Annotated in this window: 14 protein-coding genes and 1 CRISPR repeat array; of the genes, 8 read left to right on the plus strand and 6 right to left on the minus strand. The window is 40.7% G+C overall.

Annotation, left to right across the window (positions count from 1 at the left end; genetic code table 11):
• The first annotated feature begins 378 nt into the window (after positions 1 to 378).
• The 8 genes from GQR56_RS15080 (at position 379) to cas6f (ending at position 12,836) form a co-directional block, all read left to right on the plus strand.
• A complete protein-coding gene (locus GQR56_RS15080; protein ID WP_166112987.1) occupies positions 379 to 3,342 on the plus strand; it encodes a TonB-dependent receptor in 2,964 nt (987 codons plus the stop codon).
• Between the two features lie 218 nt (positions 3,343 to 3,560).
• On the plus strand, positions 3,561 to 4,403 hold the full coding sequence (locus GQR56_RS21715; protein WP_166112990.1) for a WYL domain-containing protein: 843 nt from the start codon (positions 3,561 to 3,563) through the stop codon (positions 4,401 to 4,403).
• Positions 4,404 to 4,531: 128 nt separating this feature from the next.
• Positions 4,532 to 5,509 (plus strand): type I-F CRISPR-associated endonuclease Cas1f, encoded by a 978-nt coding sequence (cas1f, locus tag GQR56_RS15090; RefSeq protein WP_166112993.1) that lies wholly within the window; start codon positions 4,532 to 4,534, stop codon positions 5,507 to 5,509.
• Positions 5,506 to 8,898 carry a type I-F CRISPR-associated helicase Cas3f gene (cas3f, locus tag GQR56_RS15095; RefSeq protein WP_166112996.1) on the plus strand — a complete coding sequence of 1,131 codons (3,393 nt, stop codon included), beginning with the start codon at positions 5,506 to 5,508 and terminating at the stop codon, positions 8,896 to 8,898. The genes cas1f and cas3f overlap by 4 nt, the downstream gene beginning before the upstream one ends.
• On the plus strand, positions 8,898 to 10,154 hold the full coding sequence (gene csy1, locus GQR56_RS15100) for a type I-F CRISPR-associated protein Csy1 (RefSeq protein ID WP_166112999.1): 1,257 nt from the start codon (positions 8,898 to 8,900) through the stop codon (positions 10,152 to 10,154). The genes cas3f and csy1 overlap by 1 nt, the downstream gene beginning before the upstream one ends.
• Positions 10,151 to 11,092, plus strand: coding sequence for a type I-F CRISPR-associated protein Csy2 (gene csy2 / locus GQR56_RS15105; RefSeq protein ID WP_166113002.1), 942 nt, complete (start codon positions 10,151 to 10,153; stop codon positions 11,090 to 11,092). The genes csy1 and csy2 overlap by 4 nt, the downstream gene beginning before the upstream one ends.
• Before the next feature lie 26 nt (positions 11,093 to 11,118).
• Positions 11,119 to 12,153 carry a type I-F CRISPR-associated protein Csy3 gene (gene csy3, locus GQR56_RS15110; protein ID WP_166113005.1) on the plus strand — a complete coding sequence of 345 codons (1,035 nt, stop codon included), beginning with the start codon at positions 11,119 to 11,121 and terminating at the stop codon, positions 12,151 to 12,153.
• 29 nt (positions 12,154 to 12,182) lie between these two features.
• Positions 12,183 to 12,836: a type I-F CRISPR-associated endoribonuclease Cas6/Csy4 gene (cas6f, locus tag GQR56_RS15115; RefSeq protein ID WP_166113008.1), complete on the plus strand. Its 654-nt coding sequence runs from the start codon at positions 12,183 to 12,185 to the stop codon at positions 12,834 to 12,836.
• A gap of 128 nt (positions 12,837 to 12,964) precedes the next feature.
• A CRISPR array of direct repeats spans positions 12,965 to 18,333; the repeat unit is 28 nt; unit sequence GTTCACTGCCGCACAGGCAGCTTAGAAA.
• A gap of 262 nt (positions 18,334 to 18,595) precedes the next feature.
• On the opposite strand, the gene GQR56_RS15120 is transcribed toward cas6f, so the two are convergent.
• The 6 genes from GQR56_RS15120 to rsxC all read right to left on the minus strand — a co-directional run bounded on the left by GQR56_RS15120 (position 18,596) and on the right by rsxC (position 26,351).
• Positions 18,596 to 20,506, minus strand: a complete 1,911-nt coding sequence (locus tag GQR56_RS15120) for an aminotransferase class V-fold PLP-dependent enzyme (RefSeq protein WP_166113011.1) — start codon at positions 20,504 to 20,506, stop codon at positions 18,596 to 18,598.
• A 483-nt stretch (positions 20,507 to 20,989) separates the two neighbouring features.
• Positions 20,990 to 21,622 carry an endonuclease III gene (gene nth / locus GQR56_RS15125; protein ID WP_166113014.1) on the minus strand — a complete coding sequence of 211 codons (633 nt, stop codon included), beginning with the start codon at positions 21,620 to 21,622 and terminating at the stop codon, positions 20,990 to 20,992.
• A gap of 47 nt (positions 21,623 to 21,669) precedes the next feature.
• Positions 21,670 to 22,368 carry an electron transport complex subunit E gene (locus GQR56_RS15130; RefSeq protein WP_166113017.1) on the minus strand — a complete coding sequence of 233 codons (699 nt, stop codon included), beginning with the start codon at positions 22,366 to 22,368 and terminating at the stop codon, positions 21,670 to 21,672.
• On the minus strand, positions 22,361 to 23,005 hold the full coding sequence (gene rsxG / locus GQR56_RS15135) for an electron transport complex subunit RsxG (protein ID WP_166113020.1): 645 nt from the start codon (positions 23,003 to 23,005) through the stop codon (positions 22,361 to 22,363). Before rsxG ends, GQR56_RS15130 begins: the two co-directional genes overlap by 8 nt.
• Entirely contained in the window at positions 23,002 to 24,060 is a 1,059-nt protein-coding gene (rsxD, locus tag GQR56_RS15140) for an electron transport complex subunit RsxD (RefSeq protein WP_166113023.1), read from the minus strand. Before rsxD ends, rsxG begins: the two co-directional genes overlap by 4 nt.
• Positions 24,057 to 26,351 carry an electron transport complex subunit RsxC gene (gene rsxC, locus GQR56_RS15145; RefSeq protein ID WP_166113026.1) on the minus strand — a complete coding sequence of 765 codons (2,295 nt, stop codon included), beginning with the start codon at positions 26,349 to 26,351 and terminating at the stop codon, positions 24,057 to 24,059. Before rsxC ends, rsxD begins: the two co-directional genes overlap by 4 nt.
• Positions 26,352 to 26,355 lie beyond the last annotated feature (4 nt).

Here is a 26,355-nt window from a genome sequence, read left to right on the forward strand (position 1 = left end):
TACCAATTGGTTAACCAATTATATGGCTTTTATTGCGCTGTTTGAATTTTATTCAATACAATTAAAATTATTTTAGTTTAAAAATAATAAACGTGTTTGGTTGTCGTCTTTGTAACTTCTTCCTGAGCTTTAATTTAAAGTATTTATATAACAACGAATTAAAGAATAAAGTTAATGTTTATTAATTAGAACGACGAGTTTTAATTATTTTGGTAATAACATATTGCATAATATTTCACCTAAATAGATTACCAAAAGGTTGACCTTTTAAAGGTAGAGTGTAAATATAAAGTTAAGGTTTTGTAATAATTAAAGGGATTTAATAAAAATAATAAAGTAGCTGGTTACATAGCATTTCACACACACAGGAAAAAAACTATGAGTCACAAGTTATCTAAAATCACACTGGCCGTTTTATCGGCAACAGCACTTAGTATGTCTTTGTCTACACAAGCTCAAGAAACACAAAAAAAAGTGGCAGACGATCTTGAAATTATTGAAGTCTCAGGGATTCGACAATCACTGACAAATGCGCTTGCACAAAAGCGCTCGGCAGACAGTCTCGTTGAAATTATTGAAGCGGTAGATATTGGTAAGTTACCCGATCAAAATCTTGCCGAAGTACTAGAAAATGTCACGGGTATTCAAATCACCCGCGAAGCTGGGGTTGGTACAGGTGTTCAAATTCGTGGTACCAATGCAAACCGCACAGAAGTAAACGGTGTATCAACAGTTGGTTCGGGTTCTGGTCGAAGCGGTATTAGCTTTGAAGATGTTTCAGCCGCTATTATTTCTGGCGTTGAAGTCATTAAGTCACCAGAAGCTAAAACAATTGAAGGCTCAGTAGGCGCAACAATAAATCTTAAAACAATCCGCCCACTACAATTAAATGAAACACTAGGCTCAATAAGAGTCCAAGGTGAAGATAGCAGCTTATCAACCGATGGTGTTACCCCTCGAGTTTCTGGCGCTTGGGGTGATAACTGGGAACTTGATTCTGGTGGTAAGTTTGGTGTTGTATTTAGTGGTAGTTACAGTGAGCAAGATGTAACCGCATTTCGTCCTCGCGCTGACAGAGATAATTCAGTGGCAGCTGATAGCGGAGCTGCAAGCGCACAATCATTCGACTTTTTACCGGTTCAATTTTTAATTCAAGATTACGATAATTACGAATACGAGACGAAAAACTTTGCTGGTACGTTTGAATATGCGCCAAACGATAATATGAAATTTTATTTTGATGCTGTTGTTAATGACCAAGAACGACGCCAAGAAAGCTCAAGAGTACAAGCATCTGGTTTAAGTGATCTCAGAGATGTATCGATACCAAGTGAATTTGAAACAGTTAACTTTGGCTCTCTTGATGGTCAAAACTTAGGAAGCATACAAGCGGCAGTAAGAGGCGTTATTCCAGTAGAAGACGGTGGTGGCGATCCTAACTTACGTTTTTCTAGTGATACAAATTCACGTATCACTGAGAGTAAAATATTTAGAATTGGTGGTGAATGGCAAGGCGATAGATTATTTGCAAGTGTTGAAGCTTCAACATCTCGTGCAGACTCATCTACGCCAAGTTTTAATACAACACTTAACTTTATAAACCCAAATGTTGCAACTAATTCATCAAACGAAAATGGCACTCCATTTGAATATGACTTAACGGGTAATGCACTTACATTTGGCATTGCAACCGGTGAAGCAAATGCACCCACTATGGCTCAGCTACTCGACCCAGCAAATGTTGTTTTACGTGATGTAAACCAAGGGCAAGATGAATCTGAAAATACAGAAGATGCATTTCGCACAGACTTTACTTATTACTTAGATGACGTAATAACGTCAGTCGATTTTGGCTACCGTTACAGTAAAACCAGTAGTGTATCTGATCAGGTTCGCTCAAACGTTGGTTTAAGGAATTTGGCTGATAGCCCGACTGGCGATTTATTTGCTGATATATTAACAGCGGGTCCTGATAACTTTAATGATGCAGATGGACGAGAGCTTTATATTCGTGATTTCTTGCTTATAAATCCTGAACTTGCTTCTTCTGACCCTGAAGGTGTTTTAGCGGCACTTAATCAAGCAATTGAAGCAAATAATGCAATAACAGGTTCTGATCGCGGTCCAATTAGCTCTCCAACGTCTCTTGTGAATGCCTTTTTTGATATTGAAGAAGAAACTCACGCCTTATACGCACAAGCCAACTTTGAGTACGGCATATTCCGAGGTAACTTTGGTCTGCGTTATTTAGAAACAGACGTAACATCGGTAGGTAACTCAGTTACTCAAGATGGCAGCGGTAATGAGCTAGTAACTCAAGTAACCTCTAAAGGTGATTACGACTTCTTACTGCCACGAATCAATATATCTGCAAACGTAAGCGAAGATGTGATTGTTAGATTGGGTTGGTCAAAAGATATAAGACGCCCTGATTTTGATGATTTATCAACATCAGTTACCTTTGGCACAAGCCCTAATAGCGCAGTATCAATCGGTAATTCTGGATTAGTACCAGAAGAAGTAACGTCTTTTGATGTTTCAACTGATTGGTATTTTGCACCTGCTGCTTTGTTAAGTGTAGGGTATTTTCATAAAACCCGTAGCGACTTACACGTTACTCAACAAGTTGACCCGTTTGAAGATCCAAGCACAGGATTTCGCGACACAAGTGGTCCAGAGTGTGAAGGCGGCGGCATATTTAACCCAATTGCAGATATAAATGTATTTGGTCCTGACGCCGGAGTAGGGCTTTGTGTACCAACACAAACAACTATTAATGACTCAGGTGAAACAACACAGCAGGGTTTAGAGCTTGCAGCTCAATATGACTTATCAAGCTTTGAAAAAGAGCTAGGGTGGGCATCTGGTTTTGGTATCGTTGCAAACTATACTTACCAAGAGTTCTCTGGTGGAGAATCGTTTGATACTGCAACAAGCCGTGCTAATGCTGTTTTTGCATTAACAACCGGAAATCCTGATGCAGATATAAGTGCTAAACAGTCACTAATCGACCTGTCTGAAAATGCATATAACGTTACTTTCTACTATGAAAAATACGGTTTGTCTGCTCGCGCTCGTTATACATGGCGTGAAGGGTATCGTTCAACCGACTTTGGCAGTACATCAAGCTTCCCATGGGGTTTTCCTGTTGTTCAAGAGGACAGAGGACAACTCAATGCCAGCATAAGTTACGATGTGAATGATCAACTAAACATAGGCATAGAAGCCGTTAACTTAACTGAATCAGAAGTTAGCCAATCTTGTGTAAACGAAGGTGCTTTGCTGTGCTTCCAAGGTCTTACAGACCGCCGTATAACGTTTGGTGCTAGTTATAGATTTTAAAAGCAGTTATTAAATTTAGATTATAAAGTGTGTTGTCTTTAGAGACGATCAAAAGCAAGCCACCAGGCTTGCTTTTTTTATTTTTAAATAGATATAGTCTGCGAATGAGATTTTTAATTTATATACACTATTTGCAATTAAGTTTTGGTAAATTATCGTTGTTATTTTTAGCTAATTTGGTACTTTGTGAAAAGGAATCAAATTAGCTAAGGAACAGCGTGATAACACACTTAAATTGCGATCTCGTAAAGCGTTTTCATTTTATAGAACTTATTGTATTTTGGGAAAATCGCTTAACTACAAAACACATACAACAGCATTTTAATATAAGCCGTTCAAGTGCATCTAAACACATACAAGATTACCTAAAATTGTATCCAGATTTTTTGGTTTACAACAACTCAAAAAAGGGATATCAGGCTACAAAACACTTTATACCAAAGTATGGTGCACAAGATCTTGGTACCTATTTACACATTACCCAGCAAGGTATTCAAAGCGAATATTATAATCACTTTACTGCAATGCAATCCCCCCTAATACCAGTAAATCCTCAAAGGGTGAGTGGTATATTACACGCACTAAAACATAAGCAACGAATAGATGTAGGTTATGCCTCTGTATCGAGCCCAGAGTTCGAATCACGTATCATCAGTCCGCATAATTTAGTTTTTGATGGTACTCGCTGGCATGTACGCGCCTATTGTGAAAAAAATCGAGATTTCAGAGATTTTGTTCTTACTCGTTTTAATGGCGAATGTGAAATAGAAGGTCCAGCAGAGTATGACCAACAACACGACACATTATGGCAAACCCAACTTACAGTTGGCATAGAGCCAGATCCACGATTAACCGCCAATAGAGCAAGAATAATAGCGCTCGATCACCAAATGAATCAACAATCAAATGGTAATTACAAACGTAACATAAAAGTCCGCGCAGCTTTATTACTTTACCTATTAAAACAACTACGTGTAGATAGCTACCAAGCAAACCCCGAAGCGCAACAAATTATACTCAGTCCCGATTGCTTATCGGGTTTACAGCCTTATATGCCGTAGTATTTAACAAGTAAAGTAAGTAGAAGATTAAAAATATGCCTAAAATTACGACAGGTGATAAATATACAGTGTTGCTCAAAGGCTAAACAGCCAGTAATTTAAAGGAACGATAATAAAGGATGAAAGTAATGGACGATTTTAGCCCAAGTGACTTAAAAACAATTTTGCATTCAAAACGCGCCAATATGTATTACCTAGAATATTGCCGCGTTATGCAAAAAGACGGGCGTGTTTTGTACCTAACTGAAGCTAAAAATGAAAACCAATACTTTAACGTACCTATTGCCAATACCACCGTATTATTACTGGGAAATGGCACATCAATAACGCAAGCCGCAATGCGAATGTTATCACAAGCAGGTGTGCTTGTTGGTTTTGCTGGTGGAGGAGGTACTCCTTTATATATGGCCTGCGAGGTCGAGTGGTTTACACCACAAAGCGAATATAGACCAACTGAATACTTACATGGTTGGCTACAGTTTTGGTTTGAAGACGAAAAGCGTTTACTAGCTGCAAAAACAATGCAGCAAGCCCGTATTAGTTACTTACAAAAAGTATGGAACAAAGATCGCGATTTAAAAAACGAAGGATTTGACTTTAATAGTGAACAAATGCAAAAAGCATTAAATACGTTTGAAGCGCGTACTAGTGCAGCAACTAAACAATCGGAGTTACTTCTTACTGAAGCGCAATTAACCAAAGTACTTTATAAATACGCTGCAAATAATACCAACGCAGCAGCATTTAAACGCCAGCACCAAAGCACTGATAAAGCCAACGACTTTTTAAATCATGGTAACTACCTTGCCTATGGCTTAGCTGCAAGCTGTTTGTGGGTGTTAGGTATTCCTCATGGTTTTGCCGTAATGCATGGAAAAACCAGACGTGGTGCCTTAGTGTTTGATGTAGCCGATTTAATAAAAGATGCCATCGTACTTCCTTGGGCATTTATATGTGCCAAAGAAAATGCCACAGAGCAAGAGTTTCGCCAGCAAGTATTGCAAGCCTTTACAGATCATAAATCCCTCGACTTTATGTTTGATACCGTCAAAACAATTGCACTGCAAAATTACTCACAAAACCACATAGAGGAACACAATTTATGATGGTCACGTTTGTATCGCAGTGTGAAAAAAATGCGCTAAAAAAAACACGACGTGTACTCGACGCTTTTGCCAACAGAATTGGCGATAATACGTGGCAAACCCTAATCACCGAAGATGGCTTGCTCACAGTTAAAAAAATGCTGCGACAAACAGCAAGTAAAAGTACCGCAGTAAGCTGCCATTGGATACGTTCACGCAGCCGTAGTCAATTTATCTGGGTGATAGGAAATAAAAGTAAATTTAATAGCGAAGGTATCGTGGCAGTTAATAGTACTAAGAAAAACTTATTAAATAGCGAGATAGAAAATGACTGGAAGTATTTGCCCTTAATTAAATCACTAGCAGGTCTTTCAGCATTACTACATGACTGGGGCAAAGCATCACAACTATTTCAAGAAAAATTGAAACCTAACAGTAAAAATAAATTTAAGGGAGATCCATTACGGCACGAATGGATTTCTGTTTTATTACTCAATGCTTTAGTGAGTAATAAAGCTGATGAAGCTTGGCTAAATGAACTTATTACAGCTGGCGCTAATGAGAGCCAATTAAAAAAAGCAGTTAAAAAAGAAAACTTAAAGCCACTTAGTAAATTACCGAATGCCGCAAAATTACTCGCATGGTTAATTGTTTCACACCACAGGTTACCTAATTTCTCTCATAGCATAAAAGAAACTAGAAATGAGTGGCTAGGAGTGTCGTCGGAAAATATTGATGTATTATTAGAGCGTATTACCCAAGAGTGGGGTTATGAAAACAAACAAGACGAAGCCGAATATAATGAACGCGTTAAACAATGTTTTGCGTTCCCCAATGGTCTGTTATCAGAATCTAAAGAGTGGTGTAGGCAAATAAAACGTTGGGCAACAAGTCTAAAAAATGATCTACCTTTACTTGAGTCTGCAATACAAGATGGTAGTTATCGATTGGTGCTCCATCATGCGCGTTTGTGTTTAATGCTAGGCGATCATTTTTATTCATCACAAGGCGCCGCTAAAAATTGGCAAGATAACACAGGGCTATTTGCTAATACCGATAGAGATACAAGTGAGCTAAAACAAAAGCTCGACGAGCATTTAGTAGGTGTGGCAAAAAATGCATTAAACACAGCTCATTTATTACCAGCATTTGAACAAGAGCCGCCAGCAGCAACTGACATTCAAGTATTAAGAAAAGTAAGTACCGATCCTCAATATAAATGGCAAGATAAAGCCGTTACAAAAATTAATGAATGGAAAACACAGCAAGATAAAAAAGTATCAGGATTTTTTGCGGTAAACATGGCAAGCACAGGCTGTGGTAAAACCTTTGCTAACGCCAAAGTAATGCGTGCTTTGTCGGTTGACGGTAAAAGCTTACGTTATATTCTAGCTCTTGGTTTACGCACATTAACCTTACAAACTGGCGATGAATACCGCGATAGAATAGGGCTAACTAAATCTGATTTAGCGGTACTAATTGGCTCAAGAGCTGTTGCTGAATTACATAACCAGCGCGAAATTAAACAAGATGAAATATCAGATGAAGTGTTAGGTTCTGAATCTAGAGAAGCCTTACTAGATGAGTTTATTGATTATGATTGTGAAATCCCCGAAGAAGGATTAAGCACAGTACTAACCTGCACTAAAGATAGACAATTTCTATATGCTCCTGTACTCGCGTGTACTATCGATCACATGATGGCAGCAACTGAAACCAAACGAGGTGGGCGTTATATATTGCCAAGTTTGCGTTTAATGTCATCGGACTTAGTTATTGATGAAATAGATGATTTTACCGGTGATGATCTTATTGCTATTGGTCGTCTTATTCATTTAGCAGGCATGTTAGGTAGAAAAGTGATGATTTCATCAGCAACTATTCCACCTGATTTAGCGTTAGGTTATTTCAATGCTTACAAAAAAGGCTGGCAAATTTTTACTAATAGCCGAGATGAAGCCAAAGCTGAAATAGGGTGTGCATGGATAGATGAATTTACCACACATACTCATAGCGTGAATGTAAAGCAAAGCGATAGTGCGCTTGAACAATATCAAGCTAATCACGGTAATTTTATTGATAAACGTGTTCATAGCTTGAATAAACAAATCGCGAAGCGTAAAGCTAACATAGTGCCTTGCCCACTAATATTAGGGGAAGTCTTAACCAAAGAATATGACATCGAACAAAGTAAACAATTTCATTATTTTTCAACAGTAAAGCTAGCCACTTTAGCTAAGCATCAACAACATCATAGTATTGACGCTAACACAGGTATAAATGTGTCATTTGGCGTGGTACGTGTTGCAAATATTTCTCCTTGTGTTGAATTGACTAAATATTTATTACAAGCAGATTACCCAACTGATACCCAAGTAAAGGTGATGGCTTATCACAGTCAACAAGTATTACTCTTACGTCACGAACAAGAAAAGCATCTTGATGCCGTATTAAAAAGAAAGGAAAAAGCAGGAGAGCCACAACAAGCCTTTTCAAATTCAATTATTCGACAGCATTTAGACTTATGCAGCAAAAAGAGTAGCGCAGTAAAAAATGTCATTTTTATTTTAGTTGCCACACCGGTGGAAGAAGTAGGGCGTGATCATGATTTTGACTGGGCGATTATTGAACCGTCTTCTTACCGATCAATTGTGCAATTGGCAGGACGCGTACGCAGGCATAGAGCGCAAGCTACTGAACTCGCTAATATTGGAATCATGCAATATAACCTCAAAGCTTTTAAAGGTGATGACAAACAAGGTGAAAAGTATTTTATTAGACCTGGTTACGAAGATGGCTGGGATAAAACATTACATAATCATGATATTAATAAATTAGTGAATGAATCATGGATTAGCAAAAGTCTAAATGCCATTCCTAGAATTAAAGTACCTACCCAAACAGATAAGCAGTTATTAGCATTTATTGAACACAAAGTAACGGCAGCACAATTGACAAATTTTTCTGAATCTGGTGCCAACACTATGCAAGGTTACTTAACAGAAACATGGTACTTAACAGCTTTACCACAAGTGTTAACCCCTTTTAGAAAAAGTGAGCCGAGCATTAATTTATTCTTGTTTTATAACGAAACTGAAGACAGTTGTTATTTCACCCAAAAAGATGAAGCAGGTAAAGCGTTAGTCGATATGAATAACCAAGCCATTAATCGAGAAAGTATACTCAATATTAAACATTTGGCGATAACAGAAAAGCAACAACAAAACGTATGGTTAAACCGAAATTATCAACAGCTGTTAACACTGTATTTAAGCGAACCGTGGTTAACAAGCCTTAAACGTGTGTCGCTTCGCTATGGTGAAATTAATATGGTAGAGCGTGAAAACGCACAATACGAATATAACGACCAGTTTGGACTGGTTAAAATGAATAAGAAAGGAGGTCAGTAATGTTAGATCCAGCAATACAAAATTATTTTATCGAGCGCAAAGAAGCTTGGTTAAAAAAGAATGTAAAAGCATCAATGGAAGAATATGAAATAAAAGAACTAGAGCTATTGTGTGAACAACAGTTTTCGTTAAATGAGTGGTTACCTAGTGCTGCTAAAAGGGCAGGGCAAATATCTATGTCTACTCATCCTTGTACCTTTAGCCATCCTAGTGCAAGAAAAAATAAAAATGGTTATGTTTCATCTGTTTTAGCTGAAATTGAAAGAATTGAAGATGGTTATTTAAAAACGGGTAATGTGGCAGTTGCTACTGATGCATTAGGTAATGCAGCTGCATTAGACGTATATAAATTCTTAACATTGAATATGCAAGATGGTTGTAATTTACTGACTCACATTCAAGACGAAACAGAATTAGCTCAAACATTATTAACTATTAAATCTACTAATTACCAAGAGTTGAGAGCTGGTTTTTTAACTATGATTGAAGGGGCAACTGAAAGTATTACGAGCTCTAAAATAAAACAGGTTTACTTTCCTGTTGATGATGATTATCACCAACTATCGCTGTTAACGAACTCAGGGATGGTTTATCAATTACGTTCACGACTCGATAAATTACGATTTTCAGATGAAGTAAAAGAACTACGCGATAAAAAGCGAAAAAATGAATTTAGTGAACAAGGCTATAGCGAAATTTATGGTTTAACAACCATAGGTTATGGTGGTACAAAACCACAAAATATCAGCGTGCTAAATAATCAAAATGGCGGTAAAGCACATCTTTTATCATCATTGCCACCAAGTATCGAAAAACGAAATATTCACTTCCCGAAAAGTAATTTTTTTGTCGAATCATTTAAAAAATACGAATATGCCGATCACTTTAAAGCATTACATAAACTGTTTCAGGCAGATTATAACAATATAAATATTCGTGATGCGCGGGACGGTTATCTACAAAACATAATCGACTTACTTATTGAGAAAATGTGGGCGGTTCGTGCGGTTTCACAAACTCAATTCCACGAGGACACCTCTTCACTATCGCGTATCCAACGTACTTGGTTAATTGCTAATAATATCAAGGAAAGAGAAAACTCAGAACAATGGTTAGACTTACTAGTGACTGAAATATCTGCATGGTTAACAAGTAGTTATGAAAAAGTACTAGATAAACAAGCGATTAAATTAGGTGAAGCTGAGCGTTTGTTCTTTGCTGACATTATTGACCGTAATAGGGGTTTTTTCAAATGAGCAATATAAAACGATTACTTTTATTACCCCATATACAAGTACATAACGCGAATGCCCTTTCAAGTCCTTTTACTATTGGTTTTCCGGCGATGACCGCATGGCTTGGCGCGGTACACGCATTACAACGAAAATTAAATGCTAAAGGTTATAACAATATTAAGTTTGATAGCGTTGCGGTAATTAGCCATCAATGTGACTTACAAACCCATAAAGGTATTGATGACTTTGTTCATTCAATTATTGGTACTGGCAACCCGTTAGACAAAACAGGATCAAGAAGTGCATTTATAGAAGAAGCACGTTGCCATTTAGATGTTTCATTAGTGATTGAATATATAGGCATTGAAAAGGACGACGAACAAAACCTACAAGACAATATTACTCATCTACTTAACAGCAGGATGAAAATAGCTGGTGGCGACATTTTAACGTTTAAAGAGCCTCAATTTTTTAAAATAGAAAATGGTAATACAGCAGATCTTACTGCATTAACACGAAAACTCATGCCAGGTTACGCCATCATTGAACGTCGAGATTTAATGGTTGAAGCTATGGAAGCAGGGCAAGATGCTATGGACGCACTTATAGATCACCTTGCGATTCATCATCAATATGAAAAAGCACTTGTCGAAGATGCTGAAAAAATAACTTGGACAAGCAAACGGAAAAGTAAAGGTTGGATAGTCCCTATAGCGACAGGTTTTCATGGTTTAACTGACTTAGGTGAAGCTAAAAATCAACGAGACCCAAATACCTCTCATCGTTTTGCAGAAAGTGTTGTGACGTTAGGTGAATTTAAAATGCCACACCGTATTAAATCAATCGATGAAATGTTGTGGCGTTATCAAACAGACCAAACAAATAACTTATATCTTTGTAGTCAAACACAAAAAACTATTCAAACAGAAGAAGAAATTGAAAACTCTTATTACGAATAACTTAATTTATTAAAAAGGAAATTATCATGGCTAAAAATCAAGACACAGCATCAGTATTAGCATTTGAAAAGAAATTAGTACCGTCAGACGGTTACATGTATGGCACGCAATGGGAAGACCGTAATAACAAAAGTATTCAAACACCATTACAACTTATTGAAAAATCAGTACGCGGTACTATTTCAAATCGTTTGAAAGCGGCAATTAAAAGCGACCCTGTAAAACTCAATGCAGAAGTAGAAAAAGCTAATTTACAAACGGTTGATAGTTGCGCACTTGACCCAGAACAAGACACATTAAAACTACACTTTACTTTAAAAGTATTAGGTGGCGTACAAACTCCTTCTGCCTGTAACAACGCATTATTTAAAGAAAGCTACAGTAAAGCGGTATCAACTTATGTTGAAAAAGAAGGCTTTAAAGAATTAGGCAAACGCTATGCACTTAACTTAGCGAATGCCCGATTTTTATGGCGTAACCGTGTTGGTGCTGAAAATATTGAAGTACAAGTAAACGCATTAAATAAAAACAGTAAGCAGTCATGGGTGTTTGACGCGACACAATTTAGTACACGCCACTTTAATAATGATGATAAAAAAATCATTGAGTTAGGCGAGCGTATAGCATTGGCTTTATCAAGCAGCGATGATTTTTTAATGTTAGAAATAAACTGCTTTGTGCAAGTGGGTAAAGCCCAAGAAGTGTATCCAAGTGAAGAATTAGTATTGGATAAAGGCAAAGGTAAAAAAAGTAAAATACTCTATTCAGTCAAAGATATTGCCGCTATGCATTCGCAAAAATTAGGTAACGCACTTCGCAGTATCGACACTTGGTACCCAGAGTTTGACGATGAAGAAAAAACAGCAGGTCCAATTGCAATAGAACCTTATGGCGCAGTAACTAATCTAGGTAAAGCGTACAGAACACCAAAAGATAAACAGGATTTTTATACTTTTTTTGATAAATGGGCGCGCGGAACAGAGTTAGATCGTATTGAAGATGAACATTACGTGATGGCTATTTTAGTACGTGGTGGTGTATTTGGCGAAAGTGATAAGTAGTCTTTAGTTGATAAAGAAAGGGAGAGAAAATGAAACACTATCTCGATATAACCTTATTGCCTGAAGCTGATATAACCCTTGGTTTTATTTGGCAAAAGGTTTATCAACAAGTGCATATTGCCTTGGTTGATAGCAAAGTAGGTAAGAATGAATCGTCTATTGCAGTGAGTTTTCCTCGCTATAATACTAAAGCAAGTGGCGAGCAAGCTTTTCCGCTTGGAAATCAATTACGGTTAATTGCCAACGATGAGACACAGTTAGCTAAGCTAAATATTGCAAAATGGCTCAACCGTTTAGAAGATTACGTGCATATCAAATCAATAAAGCCAGTGCCAGAAAACGTGACTTATGCAGCTTTTATTCGGATGCAAGTAAAAGGTGAGGCGCGAATAGAAAAAGATATGCTCAGTAAAGCACAGCGTTGGGCTGAAAAGTCAGGGCAACCGCTTAATGCTTGCCTAGCAGAGCTTGAAAAAAGCAAACCTAAAGCTAATAACAAATTACCTTTTATTTGGCTAGAAAGCCAAGAAACGAGACAGCGAGACTTGAATGCAAGTAGGAAATTCCCATTGTTCATTAAAAAAGTAGAAGTTACGGAACAACAAGTTGGTACATTTAATTGTTATGGTTTAAGCACAAACCATAACATGAAAGAAAAGCTGGTTAGTATTCCCCAGTTTTAACCTTTATTTTTGCTCTTTAAAAATTAGAAGCTAAAACAGCAAGTTACAGTAAGCTATAAAAACAAGGTAAAAGTTCATATTTTGCTTTAATCAATTGTTGTAACTTGTTTTTTGCGTGATATTCTATTGTTCACTGCCGCACAGGCAGCTTAGAAATCATCGAAACGAAACAGAGAGTAAGTATGAAAGTTCACTGCCGCACAGGCAGCTTAGAAATTCAACGCCTGAAAAATCACCTTGACCTGTAGGTTCACTGCCGCACAGGCAGCTTAGAAATGTTCAAGAAGCGCCGATTGACCCGAAACGTGGTTCACTGCCGCACAGGCAGCTTAGAAAACTACCTGAGAAACCATTGGGGTTATTAGATAGTTCACTGCCGCACAGGCAGCTTAGAAACATTCGGGGTTGCCACAGTGTGGGCAATTATCGTTCACTGCCGCACAGGCAGCTTAGAAAATCAACATTGAATGAAACGTTCTCAGTCTGATGTTCACTGCCGCACAGGCAGCTTAGAAAAAGATATTCAACACCTTGCGGGCGTGGAATTAGTTCACTGCCGCACAGGCAGCTTAGAAAGCTACCGATTTCAGTCGCACCTTTACGGTCATGTTCACTGCCGCACAGGCAGCTTAGAAAGTTCAGCTTCGACACGGAATCGACCACCGATAGTTCACTGCCGCACAGGCAGCTTAGAAATTGCTGTGAATACGTTTGTCCCACGGTAAGTTGTTCACTGCCGCACAGGCAGCTTAGAAAACTGTCATTAAACAAGAATTGAATCTCAGCTAGTTCACTGCCGCACAGGCAGCTTAGAAAGCTTAATGGTATCGTTAAACTCATTAGAATAAGTTCACTGCCGCACAGGCAGCTTAGAAATGATAACGTGCCAGCTTTACCGAGTATAGCTTGTTCACTGCCGCACAGGCAGCTTAGAAAGAAGAAGTCAAGAGTTTGACGCCCTCGCAGCTGTTCACTGCCGCACAGGCAGCTTAGAAAACGTTTGAAAGCTGTGTTAGCTGTGTTGTTACGTTCACTGCCGCACAGGCAGCTTAGAAAGTACAACCCACCCATGTAGCTGCACTTGACGCGTTCACTGCCGCACAGGCAGCTTAGAAATGTCAACTTGCTCACTAGTCATTAGCAACACCGTTCACTGCCGCACAGGCAGCTTAGAAACAGGGTGAGCGTTAGCCGCCCCACCGCTTAATGTTCACTGCCGCACAGGCAGCTTAGAAATTGAGCTACTGTGTCAGGTATATCCACGAAGTGTTCACTGCCGCACAGGCAGCTTAGAAATTGCTTGCTAAGTCGATTACAAAGTAAAAGCTGTTCACTGCCGCACAGGCAGCTTAGAAAACCAAGCAAGCAGCAAGAGGTTTCAGATGAGTGTTCACTGCCGCACAGGCAGCTTAGAAATGACCACTCACCCTCGTCAACCTCTGCGGTATGTTCACTGCCGCACAGGCAGCTTAGAAAGAAATAATCACACTTGGTACACCGCTCAAAATGTTCACTGCCGCACAGGCAGCTTAGAAAGTCCCAGTACATGCATCCGTCAAGCGGTGGATGTTCACTGCCGCACAGGCAGCTTAGAAAATTCAACCTTAGCTGCATCAATCGCCTTTGCAGTTCACTGCCGCACAGGCAGCTTAGAAATACTGAAAGTATGGGCGAGCAGTTGTTCTATAGTTCACTGCCGCACAGGCAGCTTAGAAAGTTAGCGTCTAATAATCTCACAGTCATAGTAAGTTCACTGCCGCACAGGCAGCTTAGAAAAAGGAACAAACGTAAACGCGTCTGAACGGTTTGTTCACTGCCGCACAGGCAGCTTAGAAATCAAGCGCGTCGGTGCAATCTGTCATTGGTATGTTCACTGCCGCACAGGCAGCTTAGAAATGATAAACCAGCGTGAGTATAACCCACAACGTGTTCACTGCCGCACAGGCAGCTTAGAAAGTGACGCAGCACGAGGAACTTATAGTTTCAGAGTTCACTGCCGCACAGGCAGCTTAGAAATATTCTATCAAATGTTAATTCACCCTTATCAGGTTCACTGCCGCACAGGCAGCTTAGAAAATCAAGTAACGCCATTTGAATGTTAGACTTCATGTTCACTGCCGCACAGGCAGCTTAGAAATATTGAAGGTACGATAGAGGAGGAAGGGGAGTGTTCACTGCCGCACAGGCAGCTTAGAAACGTTGTAGGTGAAGCTCCCGTAAATACGCAGCGTTCACTGCCGCACAGGCAGCTTAGAAAACATATTGAAGAAGATTTATGTGTGGGTGCTGGTTCACTGCCGCACAGGCAGCTTAGAAATTGAAAATGATGATATGATTAAAGTTAAAAGCGTTCACTGCCGCACAGGCAGCTTAGAAAACCAGGACTGCGCTTTAAGGTTAGCGAACTTAGTTCACTGCCGCACAGGCAGCTTAGAAATTATAGTTGGTTATCACGCCAATAGCGAAAGAGTTCACTGCCGCACAGGCAGCTTAGAAATGCAACCTACCTTCGATGGTCGTTATTGTAGCGTTCACTGCCGCACAGGCAGCTTAGAAACGCAAGCGCATCTATCAAAACTACCAGCATCAGTTCACTGCCGCACAGGCAGCTTAGAAATACACGCTGCGCCCGCTGTTTTCGCCCTCCCAGTTCACTGCCGCACAGGCAGCTTAGAAAAAGACTTCCCCCCTACGCATCATTTAGACTTTGTTCACTGCCGCACAGGCAGCTTAGAAAGTTAGAGACTGAAAAGCCGCCAACTGTATTGCGTTCACTGCCGCACAGGCAGCTTAGAAAGAGTGCATCGCGTGACGCTGCGAAGTCTGACGGTTCACTGCCGCACAGGCAGCTTAGAAAGTATATTGCGTCTCAAGCGATTTAATCAGCGGGTTCACTGCCGCACAGGCAGCTTAGAAAACGATATACTTTTACGTACGCTCACTTTCGCAGTTCACTGCCGCACAGGCAGCTTAGAAATAACTGCCTTTGCTGTGAAGTCATCACAACGAGTTCACTGCCGCACAGGCAGCTTAGAAAGTACGGCAAGTTGTTCACGTTAACTGTTATCAGTTCACTGCCGCACAGGCAGCTTAGAAATTGCAATGGCTAACCCTATCCCATGGCGTGCAGTTCACTGCCGCACAGGCAGCTTAGAAAGCTAACTGGTCCAGTCAAACGACAAGCCAAGAGTTCACTGCCGCACAGGCAGCTTAGAAAGTCGTAGAGTCTCGCTATATATCGTTATAGCTGTTCACTGCCGCACAGGCAGCTTAGAAATTCAAAGGTATTTATAGGATCACCGTTAGAGAGTTCACTGCCGCACAGGCAGCTTAGAAATGTATTCTCATGGTTATACCCCATATCATACTGTTCACTGCCGCACAGGCAGCTTAGAAATGAATGTGGTGGGCGTGGTTGGGGCGCTTTCGGTTCACTGCCGCACAGGCAGCTTAGAAAATCGACGATAATAACGACGGTGAGAAGTACGAGTTCACTGCCGCACAGGCAGCTTAGAAAGGTGACGTGTAAAAACCCGCTTGCGTCGTATGGTTCACTGCCGCACAGGCAGCTTAGAAATACAATGGTCGGTTCGGCTTTACGATGTACAGGTTCACTGCCGCACAGGCAGCTTAGAAACGATTCAACTTGTTCACGATATGTATCGTTATGTTCACTGCCGCACAGGCAGCTTAGAAAATTTGCGTAGGATGATTATTCGTAGCGTCTTTGTTCACTGCCGCACAGGCAGCTTAGAAAGAACATATCAGGGTAAACCATATCGAGGTCGAGTTCACTGCCGCACAGGCAGCTTAGAAAGCATTATTACGCTGTATGTTCGCTTTAATTTTGTTCACTGCCGCACAGGCAGCTTAGAAATATTTGGTTTCTTTATCTTCAATCGGTTTATCGTTCACTGCCGCACAGGCAGCTTAGAAATTATAGCTCGTATCATTGACTGTTGCTTGATTGTTCACTGCCGCACAGGCAGCTTAGAAAAGCGGGCAATACAAGCCCAAAGAGCGCCGGCTGTTCACTGCCGCACAGGCAGCTTAGAAAACACGTCAACCATCAAGCTATTCATGTCCGCAGTTCACTGCCGCACAGGCAGCTTAGAAAAAGCGCAGACGAGAATGAAATCGCTGCGTTTGGTTCACTGCCGCACAGGCAGCTTAGAAATTATTGTGTAGTTACGCCGCGTTAGCTTACGAGTTCACTGCCGCACAGGCAGCTTAGAAATCCCACTTATTAGCGTGCTTACTTAACAGGCTGTTCACTGCCGCACAGGCAGCTTAGAAATGCTGGTGGTGAGAGTAGAGCTACAATAAATAGTTCACTGCCGCACAGGCAGCTTAGAAAGTAACAACCCTGCGGTTGAAGTACCGACTGAAGTTCACTGCCGCACAGGCAGCTTAGAAATTCAAGCAACCGTAAAGCTCTACCGAATTGTTGTTCACTGCCGCACAGGCAGCTTAGAAATTTGTCGGCTGCACTTTAACTGTTCGCGGCTTGTTCACTGCCGCACAGGCAGCTTAGAAAACTTTGGGCGCTTTGTATTGCTTCACTATATAGTTCACTGCCGCACAGGCAGCTTAGAAATGCTTGTGCATTTAATAGAGCATAAATATCATGTTCACTGCCGCACAGGCAGCTTAGAAAGTTAGTGGTCGGATGGGCGAATGAGCGTAACCGTTCACTGCCGCACAGGCAGCTTAGAAAAGATCACGACTACCAGCGTTAAACTTGCTGTATGTTCACTGCCGCACAGGCAGCTTAGAAAACGTTCCGATTTCACCAGTTGGTGGTGCTATCGTTCACTGCCGCACAGGCAGCTTAGAAAAGCAACCGAAAAGGAAATCGAAGAGTCTTTAAGTTCACTGCCGCACAGGCAGCTTAGAAATCACCAACAAGTAACGGCGGGCGAATAATGCCGTTCACTGCCGCACAGGCAGCTTAGAAATCTGATAACAGAGCCAGCGCCAACGCCAACGCGTTCACTGCCGCACAGGCAGCTTAGAAACAAATCAGTTTGATATTATTGTTCTTGGTGTTGTTCACTGCCGCACAGGCAGCTTAGAAAATAACAAGTACTGAACTTGATTTGGTTATGTGGTTCACTGCCGCACAGGCAGCTTAGAAAAAGAAAATAAAAGAGGCGGACGAGCTGCTTGCGTTCACTGCCGCACAGGCAGCTTAGAAAGTCACACGCTTCATATACTGCCGAGTAACCAGGTTCACTGCCGCACAGGCAGCTTAGAAATCTAACGCGTTCTGTACAGTAGTAATACTACTGTTCACTGCCGCACAGGCAGCTTAGAAAGCACAAAGAAGCTTACAAGGCGCGTGACGAAGGTTCACTGCCGCACAGGCAGCTTAGAAACTAAGTCGATAAAGTTATTATATAAAAATTAGTTCACTGCCGCACAGGCAGCTTAGAAATCGTAGATGCCGTGGCATTTTATGCAAGTGCGGTTCACTGCCGTACAGGCAGCCTAGAAAAGTAGGGGGTTTAATTTAGCCAATTGTAGAAGAGATAAACATTGATGTATTAAAGTAGGGCAACGGTTAATTATGCGCCTGTCTTAAACTATGGTAATACTATTAGTGACACTAAGTAGTACTCTAATTTTTTAACATTACCCAAAATTATAGCTCACACAATAATTCAGGTTAACTCTCACAAGAACATGGTATAAAGCAGCAATGTCATACGACACTGCCGCTCAGTAATAATGATCGTGATAGTATTAAACGAATATCTTTACTTCTTAATCTTGCCCTTAAGTACATAAATCTCGCCATCGAAACTGCCTTGAATTGTTAGCCCTTGGCTCGCCAACTCTTGCAAATATTCAATATGATCTGTAGTGATATGCTGACCCGGTACCAAAAGCGGAATGCCTGGTGGATATGGGGTGACTAAACCTGCGCAAATACGGTTGTTGCTTTTGCTGATTGGCACAGATTCGCGATCGCCATAAAAAGCGTCGCTTGGAATACAAGCCAAGTCGATGGCAGGTAAATTTTCAGGTAAGCGGGCTCTGCGCGTCGATTTCGACAGTTTTACCTTACCTCCATCTAGCTTTTTCAACGCATTGTACAAACGAATTATCTTTGAACGCGTGCCACCAAGCGTAAGCAAAACCAAGATGGTGCTGTGAGTGTATTTCTCTATTTCTAGCCCAATTTCGTCCAGTAAATATTTATGAATATCTTTTAACGAATAAGGTAGCTCACTAATATCAATTAGGATTTTTAATGGGTCGTGACCCATGTTGTCGCCACTAAAATGTGGGAATATTTCCATAAAGTCTTGCTTACCTAGCACTTTAATTTGCTTAAGCGACGCCATCTGTTGTTTAAACTCGTCAACATGATTTAACAGCGCATTGAGCAGTTTATAACCTTCCATCTCTAATTGCTTTTGGCACACGTCAAGAGACGCAATAAGCTGATATTTAGGCGATGTGCTGGCGTAGATACTGTAAATCTCTCGAAAGAAATCGGCATCGAAATCGGGGTCGTTAATATGAATATAAGACGCCTGAGAAAACGCCGATACCACTTTATGCGCGGAGTGGGTAATGTAGTCGGCTCCGGCATGTATTGCAGAATAATGACGAAAGCTAGGATGAAACAATGAGTACGCAAACCAGGCTTCATCTATAAACACCTTGATACCATGTTGATGAGCATAATCTACCACTTGTTTTAGATCGCTAAGCAGGCCATCGTAAGTACAACCGGTAAGCACCAGTAATTTAGCATCGGTATTGTTTTCAATTGCCAACTTGATGTCGGCCAACGATGGCGGCGCGAAAATCCCATATTTTGGATTTAAAATACTCGCCAAATAAATGGGGTAACTAGCTGATTGCAAGATGCCATAGTGTACTGACTTATGGCAATTACGGTCGACGATTACTTTATCTCCCTTGCGCAGCAGTGTCTGCAAGATAATCTTATTTGAGGTAGACGAACCGTTAGTAACAAAGTAAGTATGCTTAACCTCAAATGTTGCCGCAGCTGATTCTTGTGCGCGACCAATGGTATTGGTGCTGTCTGACAATGAACCCAACGAGTCTACCGACACCGATAGGTCGCCAACAAATACATTGCGGCCGTAAAACTGATAAAAATCTTTGATGTAAGGTGAGTTTCTAAAGCTAGAGCCACCGCTATGACCTGGTGTGTGCCAAGAGTCGTTTGCTTCACCAACGTAACGACGATACGCCGTCCAAAATGGCGTTTCTGAACGGTCGTCAAAATCGTTAATCATATAACCTAAAATCGCTTCTGGGTCAGAAATCACCTCATCTTTAAAAAAGAAGGATTCGATTTCTTCCGATTCGTTGACGATCTCCAGCCCTTTGGTGTCGTCGCCGATAACATAAACCGGCAACTCAAGGCGAATTGCCTTTAACTCTTCAATAAAGCGGCTATACATCCGCTCACCCACTTTGTTGTGCATATCCCAACTGAGAATCACAGCTTGAATATCACCATCTTCCTCTACACATTCCAGCGCGTGCTTAAGCTCGAGACATTCAATAATATCGATATGAATATCATCTCGCTCAAAGTTAGGAATGGTCTTTGACAGGTTCGTTGAAAGCCCTTGTAAAGTGGCTGGGTCTTGCTCAATTATCAAGATACGAAGTAGAGGTAACATAGAGGGTTTCGCAATATAATTTTATAATGCTCATTAGCATAACCAAAGGAGTGAGACTTGTGAAATTAATACTTTGATAATGTTCTAATAATTGTATTTTTTCACGAAAGCGTGTTGAACTTTCATGATTAAAACTTGTTCAAGCTGGAGGCTGTTTAATTGCGGTGCGGGGTTTGTAACTTAGTGGGCTGGGTAGCTGCTCCTGCATTACTCTAATAAGTTACATTCATATAAAAAGTGAGCAAAGCTTTTAGTTCTTCTCAAGTCCTTAAATAAAGAGTGATTTTATTTATATGGATCTTTAAAATATCATAAAATGAAATAAGCTAAGGCTTGCTACTTGTGCCTAATGAGCTGAAAGTAATGGCGTGTTGCGAACTAACTATTTAGGTAGTTAGTTCATTTTGTAAGTCTGATAAATAAGGTTTATAACTCACAATTCACCAAAAGTGAGTTGTATGACCGAGAGTTTTTGATGTTTATCTAATCAACTTTATCTTTAAACTCACACAAGTCTTCAATAATACAGCTGCCACACTTAGGTTTACGTGCAACGCAGGTGTAACGTCCGTGAAGAATCAACCAATGATGCACGTCTACTTTAAATTCAGCAGGCACTACTTTTTCAAGCTTTTGTTCTACAGCGACAACATCTTTACCCATGGCAAGCTTAGTGCGGTTAGAAACACGAAAAATATGTGTGTCTACCGCTATTACAGGCCAGCCAAAAGCGGTATTTAACACTACGTTTGCTGTTTTACGGCCTACACCAGGCAAAGCCTCAAGTGCTTCGCGGTTCTCTGGTACGATGCTGTTATGTTTATCAACCAATATTTGGCACATTTTATAAACGTTGGCGGCTTTAGAATTAAATAAACCAATGGTTTTTATATAATCACGCAGTGTGTCGTGTCCAATATCTAAAATTGCTTGTGGTGTATTTGCAACCGGAAATAGCTTACGAGTGGCTTTATTTACGCCGACATCGGTGGCTTGTGCAGAGAGTGTTACAGCAACCAGTAACTCAAACGGGCTTGAGTATTCAAGCTCAGTAACTGGGTGTGGATTATCGTCGCGCAGGCGCGAGAGTATTTGGTGACGTTTTTCTTTATTCATGCAACTTAAAACGCATTAACTATTTACTAAGTTAATGCGTTTTCCCCTTAAGTTAAGCTAGTAACACGTGCACGAGGACCTTTTTCAGCCTCTGGCGGTGCAACTTGTTTTGATTTTATTTGTGCATCTATTACGTTTTTAGCGGCAATAAGTAACCCAAGTCCTAAAAAAGCACCTGGTGGTAAAATGGCAAGTAAAAACTGATTATCAAAGTTAAATACTTCAATGCGTAGGCTTTGTGCCCACGGACCGAGTAATAGGTCTGCACCATCAAATAATGTACCTTGGCCTATTAGCTCGCGCATTGCACCGAGTACTACAAGTACAACCATAAAACCAAGGCCCATCATTAACCCGTCAAACGCAGATAAATAAACTGGGTTTTTAGATGCAAACGCTTCAGCGCGACCAATAATGGCGCAGTTAGTAACGATAAGTGGAATAAAAATACCTAATGACTGGTAAAGCCCATATGTATAGGCGTTCATTAGCAGCTGCACTATGGTTACAAAGCCTGCGATGATCATTACAAATACAGGAATACGAATATCTTTAGGTACCCAGTTACGTACTATTGAAACACTAACGTTTGAACCGACTAAAACAAGTAGCGTAGCTAGCCCTAAACCTAGTGCGTTTGTAATTGTCGATGTAACAGCTAATAATGGGCAAAGACCTAAAAGCTGAACTAGGGCAGGGTTATTTACCCATACACCTTCTTTATACAGTGTTTTTAATTCACTCATTAGTTACCTCTAAACATTCAGCGTTAGGTGCTGCAAAAATAGCGTCAAATTCACTTTGAGCAAACAGCACTGCTTTTTTTACTGAGCCAACTACGGCACGAGGGGTAATAGTTGCCCCTGTAAACTGGTCAAATTGACCACCGTCTTTTTTAACAGCCCAGCGAGCATCGTCTTCGCTTTGTACTGTTAAGTTTTTAAAAGTCGTGATCCAAAGTGATTTTTTAACTTCTACTTTATCGCCCAAGCCAGGTGTTTCTTCATGTTTAGTGGTTCGTACACCGGCAATACTGCCATCTCTTAAAACGGCGGTTAATAAACTAATATCACCACTGTAACCATTTGGCGTAACATGCCTTACAACTAGGGCTATCGGTTTATTATTTTTGCGGGCACGATAAATTATCTGATCACCATTAGGACCGAGTCGTTCATCAGAAATAATAACGCAATCTTTTGATAGTTCATTATCGTAAGTACTAGGGTCGAGCACTTCTTGCAATTGAGAAGTAAGATGAAGCTGTTCCTGCTCGGCAATTTTATCCGCTGTAAGCGCATTTATAGAGGCAACTAATCCAGTTGTAACTAAAGCAAAAGCCGTTAAAATAGCGCCATTTTTAGCCATCGACGAAATAATCATTTTACTGCTCCATGACCATAAGTACGAGGTTGTGTGTAATAGTCAATTAACGGTACTGCAATATTAATAAGTAATACCGCAAAAGCGACTGCATCAGGAAAACCACCAAAGGTACGAATTAAATACACTAATAAGCCAATAGCGGCGCCGTAAATTAAACGCCCTCTATTTGTGGTTGCTGCAGATACCGGATCGGTTGCAATGAAAAATGCACCCATCATGGTGGCACCACTTAATAAGTGAAATAAAGTGCCAGGCTCAGTTCCTGGTGCTGCAATATAACCAATAGCACTACACACAGCTAAACTTGCAATAAAGCTTACTGGGATATGCCAGTTAATTACTTTTTCTTTCAGTAGGTATAAACCACCCGCTAAAAAGCCTAAATTAACCCACATCCAACCAAGACCAGCCCATTCATTAAATATTGGTTTTTGCATGCTTTCAGTAACAGTTAAACCATGTCCAACATCAGTTTTAATTGTATCTAGAGGTGTAGCCATTGTAACGCCGTCAATACCGGTACGAACTTGATCTAAACTGTAACCAATAGAGGTAAAATCGGTGAATACAAGGCGCAGCTGATCGGTAAATCCAATTGAATTATTCAATAAATCAGATACGGGCAACCATGAAGTCATTTGCACCGGAAATGAAACTAGTAACAGCACATAAGCAGCCATTGCGGGGTTAAATAAATTAAACCCTAAGCCACCGTATAATTGTTTAACGATAACAATGGAAAATAAACAACCAATAATAATAATCCACCACGGCGCTAAGGGCGGAATACTCAATGCTAGCAATACGGCTGTAAGCCAAGCACTACCATCACTTAAAGCAGGCCAAACAGGGCGCTTTCGCATCAGCATTATAGCGGCTTCAAAAACACTGACGGCAACAAGTGCAATCACTAGTTGGATAAGTACACCGGTGCCAAAAAAAACAACTTGAGCAATGAGCCCAGGAATACACGCGGCAATAACGGTAAGCATTAATCGCGTTAACGATTTATGACTGTGATTATGCGGCGAACTGGCCATGGTTAATTTCATGACTTATCATTTCCTTCTTTTTGTAACTTTTTGGCTTTTGCTCGGGCAATAGCGGCAGCAACGGCTGCTTTTTTCTTATCGTCGCTTGATTGAGATACTTCAGCTTCAACAGAGCTAGATGAATTTTCGATTTTATCTGGTGTGCTTGGTGCATCAGCGTCTTCTAGTGCTTTTGCCGCTTTTTTAGCTTTAGCACGTGCAATGGCAGCCGCTACAGCTGCTTTTTTGTCGTCAACGGGTGTATCGGCTTGTGGCTCATCGCTAACGGCTGGCTGAGCGTCTTCTAGTGCTTTTGCCGCTTTTTTAGCTTTAGCACGTGCAATGGCTGCCGCTACGGCTGCTTTTTTGTCGTCAACGGGTTCATCGGTTTGTGGATCATCACTAACGGCTGGCTCTGCGTCTTCTAGTGCTTTTGCCGCTTTTTTAGCTTTAGCACGTGCAATGGCTGCCGCTACAGCTGCTTTTTTGTCGTCAACGGGTGTATCGGCTTGTGGCTCATCACTAACGGCTGGCTCTGCGTCTTCTAGTGCTTTTGCCACTTTTTTAGCTTTAGCACGTGCAATGGCTGCCGCTACAGCTGATTTTTTATCATCAGGAGATACTGGCTCATCAGTTTGTGCTTTTTGCTCTTTGTATTTTCGCGCTTGTTCTTTGCGAAGTGCGCGTTCTTTTGCTACTTCGCTATTGTCTGGTTCTAATTCAGCAGATTGATCGCCTAACTTCTTAGCTTTTGCACGGGCAATTGCTGCAGCAACAGCCGATTTTTCATCGCCGTTATCAGATTTGTTTTTAACACGCGCTAATGCATCGGCTATTTTTTGTTTTTCGTCAGCTGATTTAGCGGCAGGTTTACGTTTATGACGATTTTGTCTTTCTTCTTGCTCGCGATCTAAACGTTCTTTACGTGCATCAAAACGCTCTTTGGCACGATCTGCTTTAATTTTATCAGCTTGCTGTTCTTTTATTTCAACTTTAGCTACGCGATAGTATTGCACGAGTGGAATTTCACTTGGGCAAACATACGCACACGCACCACATTCAATACAATCAAACAAATTATGTTCTTGAAGTTTGTCGTATTCTTTCGATTTAGCAAACCATTGTAATTGTTGTGGTAATAAAGAAGCAGGGCAAGCATCAGCACAGGCACTACAACGTATACAGGCTTTTTCAGGACCAGGCTCTGCAAGTTCTTTATGATCAGGTGCTAGTATACAGTTAGTTGTTTTTACAATACCTATACGTACGGTTGGCAGTGTAAAGCCCATCATTGGGCCACCCATTATAACGCTTTGCTGTGGTACGGGTGAGAAGCCTTGGCAATCAAGTAAGTGTTTTATTTCAGTACCTAATAAAGCCCACACATTACCTGGTTTATGAATGGTATTGCCCGTTACCGTTACTACTCGTTCAATGAGCGGTTTACCTTCGTAAACAGCTTGTTGTACGGCAAATAACGTTCCTGTGTTTTGTACAAGTATGCCTATATCAGCGGGTATACCCGTACTTGGTACTTCACGATTAGTGAGTAACTTAATCAGTTGTTTTTCACCACCTGAGGGGTAAATAGTTGGGACTGTTTGTACTATTATTTTATTGTTATGCTCAGCCGCTTTACTCATAGCTGCAATAGCTTCAGGCTTATTATCTTCAATACCTACAATGCACAGCGTTGGATTTAACAGCTGTTGCATTAGCTCAAGACCTTGTACTACTTGTGCTGCATGCTCACGCATTAGTGTGTCGTCTGCAGTAATGTAAGGTTCGCATTCAACCGCATTTACAATCAAAAATTCAATTGGCTGTTTTGTATCTGCTTTTATATAAGTAGGGAAACCCGCGCCGCCCATGCCACTAATGCCCGCTTGATGAATTATATTTACTAATTCGTCGTGAGCTAAGCTCGTAGGGTTGTTAATTGGATTAAGTGTGCACCATTCATCTTTTCCATCAGTCTCAATAACAATACTGAGCTCTGGCAATGCAGATGGGTGCGCCGAAGGCATTGGTGCTATATCAGTAATTATACCTGAACTTGGCGCATGTACCGGCACTGACCAATTAGCTGCGGGGGCAGTTAATGCTTGGCCTTTAAGTACACGCTGACCTTTTTCTACAAGTAACTTACCATTTGCACCTATGTGTTGCTTTAAAGCAACTACAAGCTTTTCGGGCAATGGTAGGCGAGCAATGCTAGCACTATTAGAGAGTGATTTTTGTTGTGGCGGGTGTATTCCGCCAGGAAATGGCCAAACGGTCCCTTTATTTATTTGTTCAAGTAACTTATCCACTCAA

The sequence above is a fragment of the Pseudoalteromonas sp. Z9A5 genome, from assembly GCF_011378875.1.
GTDB lineage: Bacteria > Pseudomonadota > Gammaproteobacteria > Enterobacterales > Alteromonadaceae > Pseudoalteromonas.

Excerpts from the sequence above, each read along its gene's own strand:
- csy2 (WP_166113002.1), top strand. The coding sequence starts at position 10,151 with ATGAGCAATATAAAACGATTACTTTTATTACCCCATATACAAGTACAT.
- rsxD (WP_166113023.1), bottom strand. The coding sequence starts at position 24,060 with ATGAAATTAACCATGGCCAGTTCGCCGCATAATCACAGTCATAAATCG.
- cas3f (WP_166112996.1), top strand. The coding sequence starts at position 5,506 with ATGATGGTCACGTTTGTATCGCAGTGTGAAAAAAATGCGCTAAAAAAA.
- csy1 (WP_166112999.1), top strand. The coding sequence starts at position 8,898 with ATGTTAGATCCAGCAATACAAAATTATTTTATCGAGCGCAAAGAAGCT.
- rsxG (WP_166113020.1), bottom strand. The coding sequence starts at position 23,005 with ATGATTATTTCGTCGATGGCTAAAAATGGCGCTATTTTAACGGCTTTT.
- cas6f (WP_166113008.1), top strand. The coding sequence starts at position 12,183 with ATGAAACACTATCTCGATATAACCTTATTGCCTGAAGCTGATATAACC.
- csy3 (WP_166113005.1), top strand. The coding sequence starts at position 11,119 with ATGGCTAAAAATCAAGACACAGCATCAGTATTAGCATTTGAAAAGAAA.
- GQR56_RS15130 (WP_166113017.1), bottom strand. The coding sequence starts at position 22,368 with ATGAGTGAATTAAAAACACTGTATAAAGAAGGTGTATGGGTAAATAAC.
- GQR56_RS15120 (WP_166113011.1), bottom strand. The coding sequence starts at position 20,506 with ATGTTACCTCTACTTCGTATCTTGATAATTGAGCAAGACCCAGCCACT.
- GQR56_RS15080 (WP_166112987.1), top strand. The coding sequence starts at position 379 with ATGAGTCACAAGTTATCTAAAATCACACTGGCCGTTTTATCGGCAACA.
- cas1f (WP_166112993.1), top strand. The coding sequence starts at position 4,532 with ATGGACGATTTTAGCCCAAGTGACTTAAAAACAATTTTGCATTCAAAA.
- nth (WP_166113014.1), bottom strand. The coding sequence starts at position 21,622 with ATGAATAAAGAAAAACGTCACCAAATACTCTCGCGCCTGCGCGACGAT.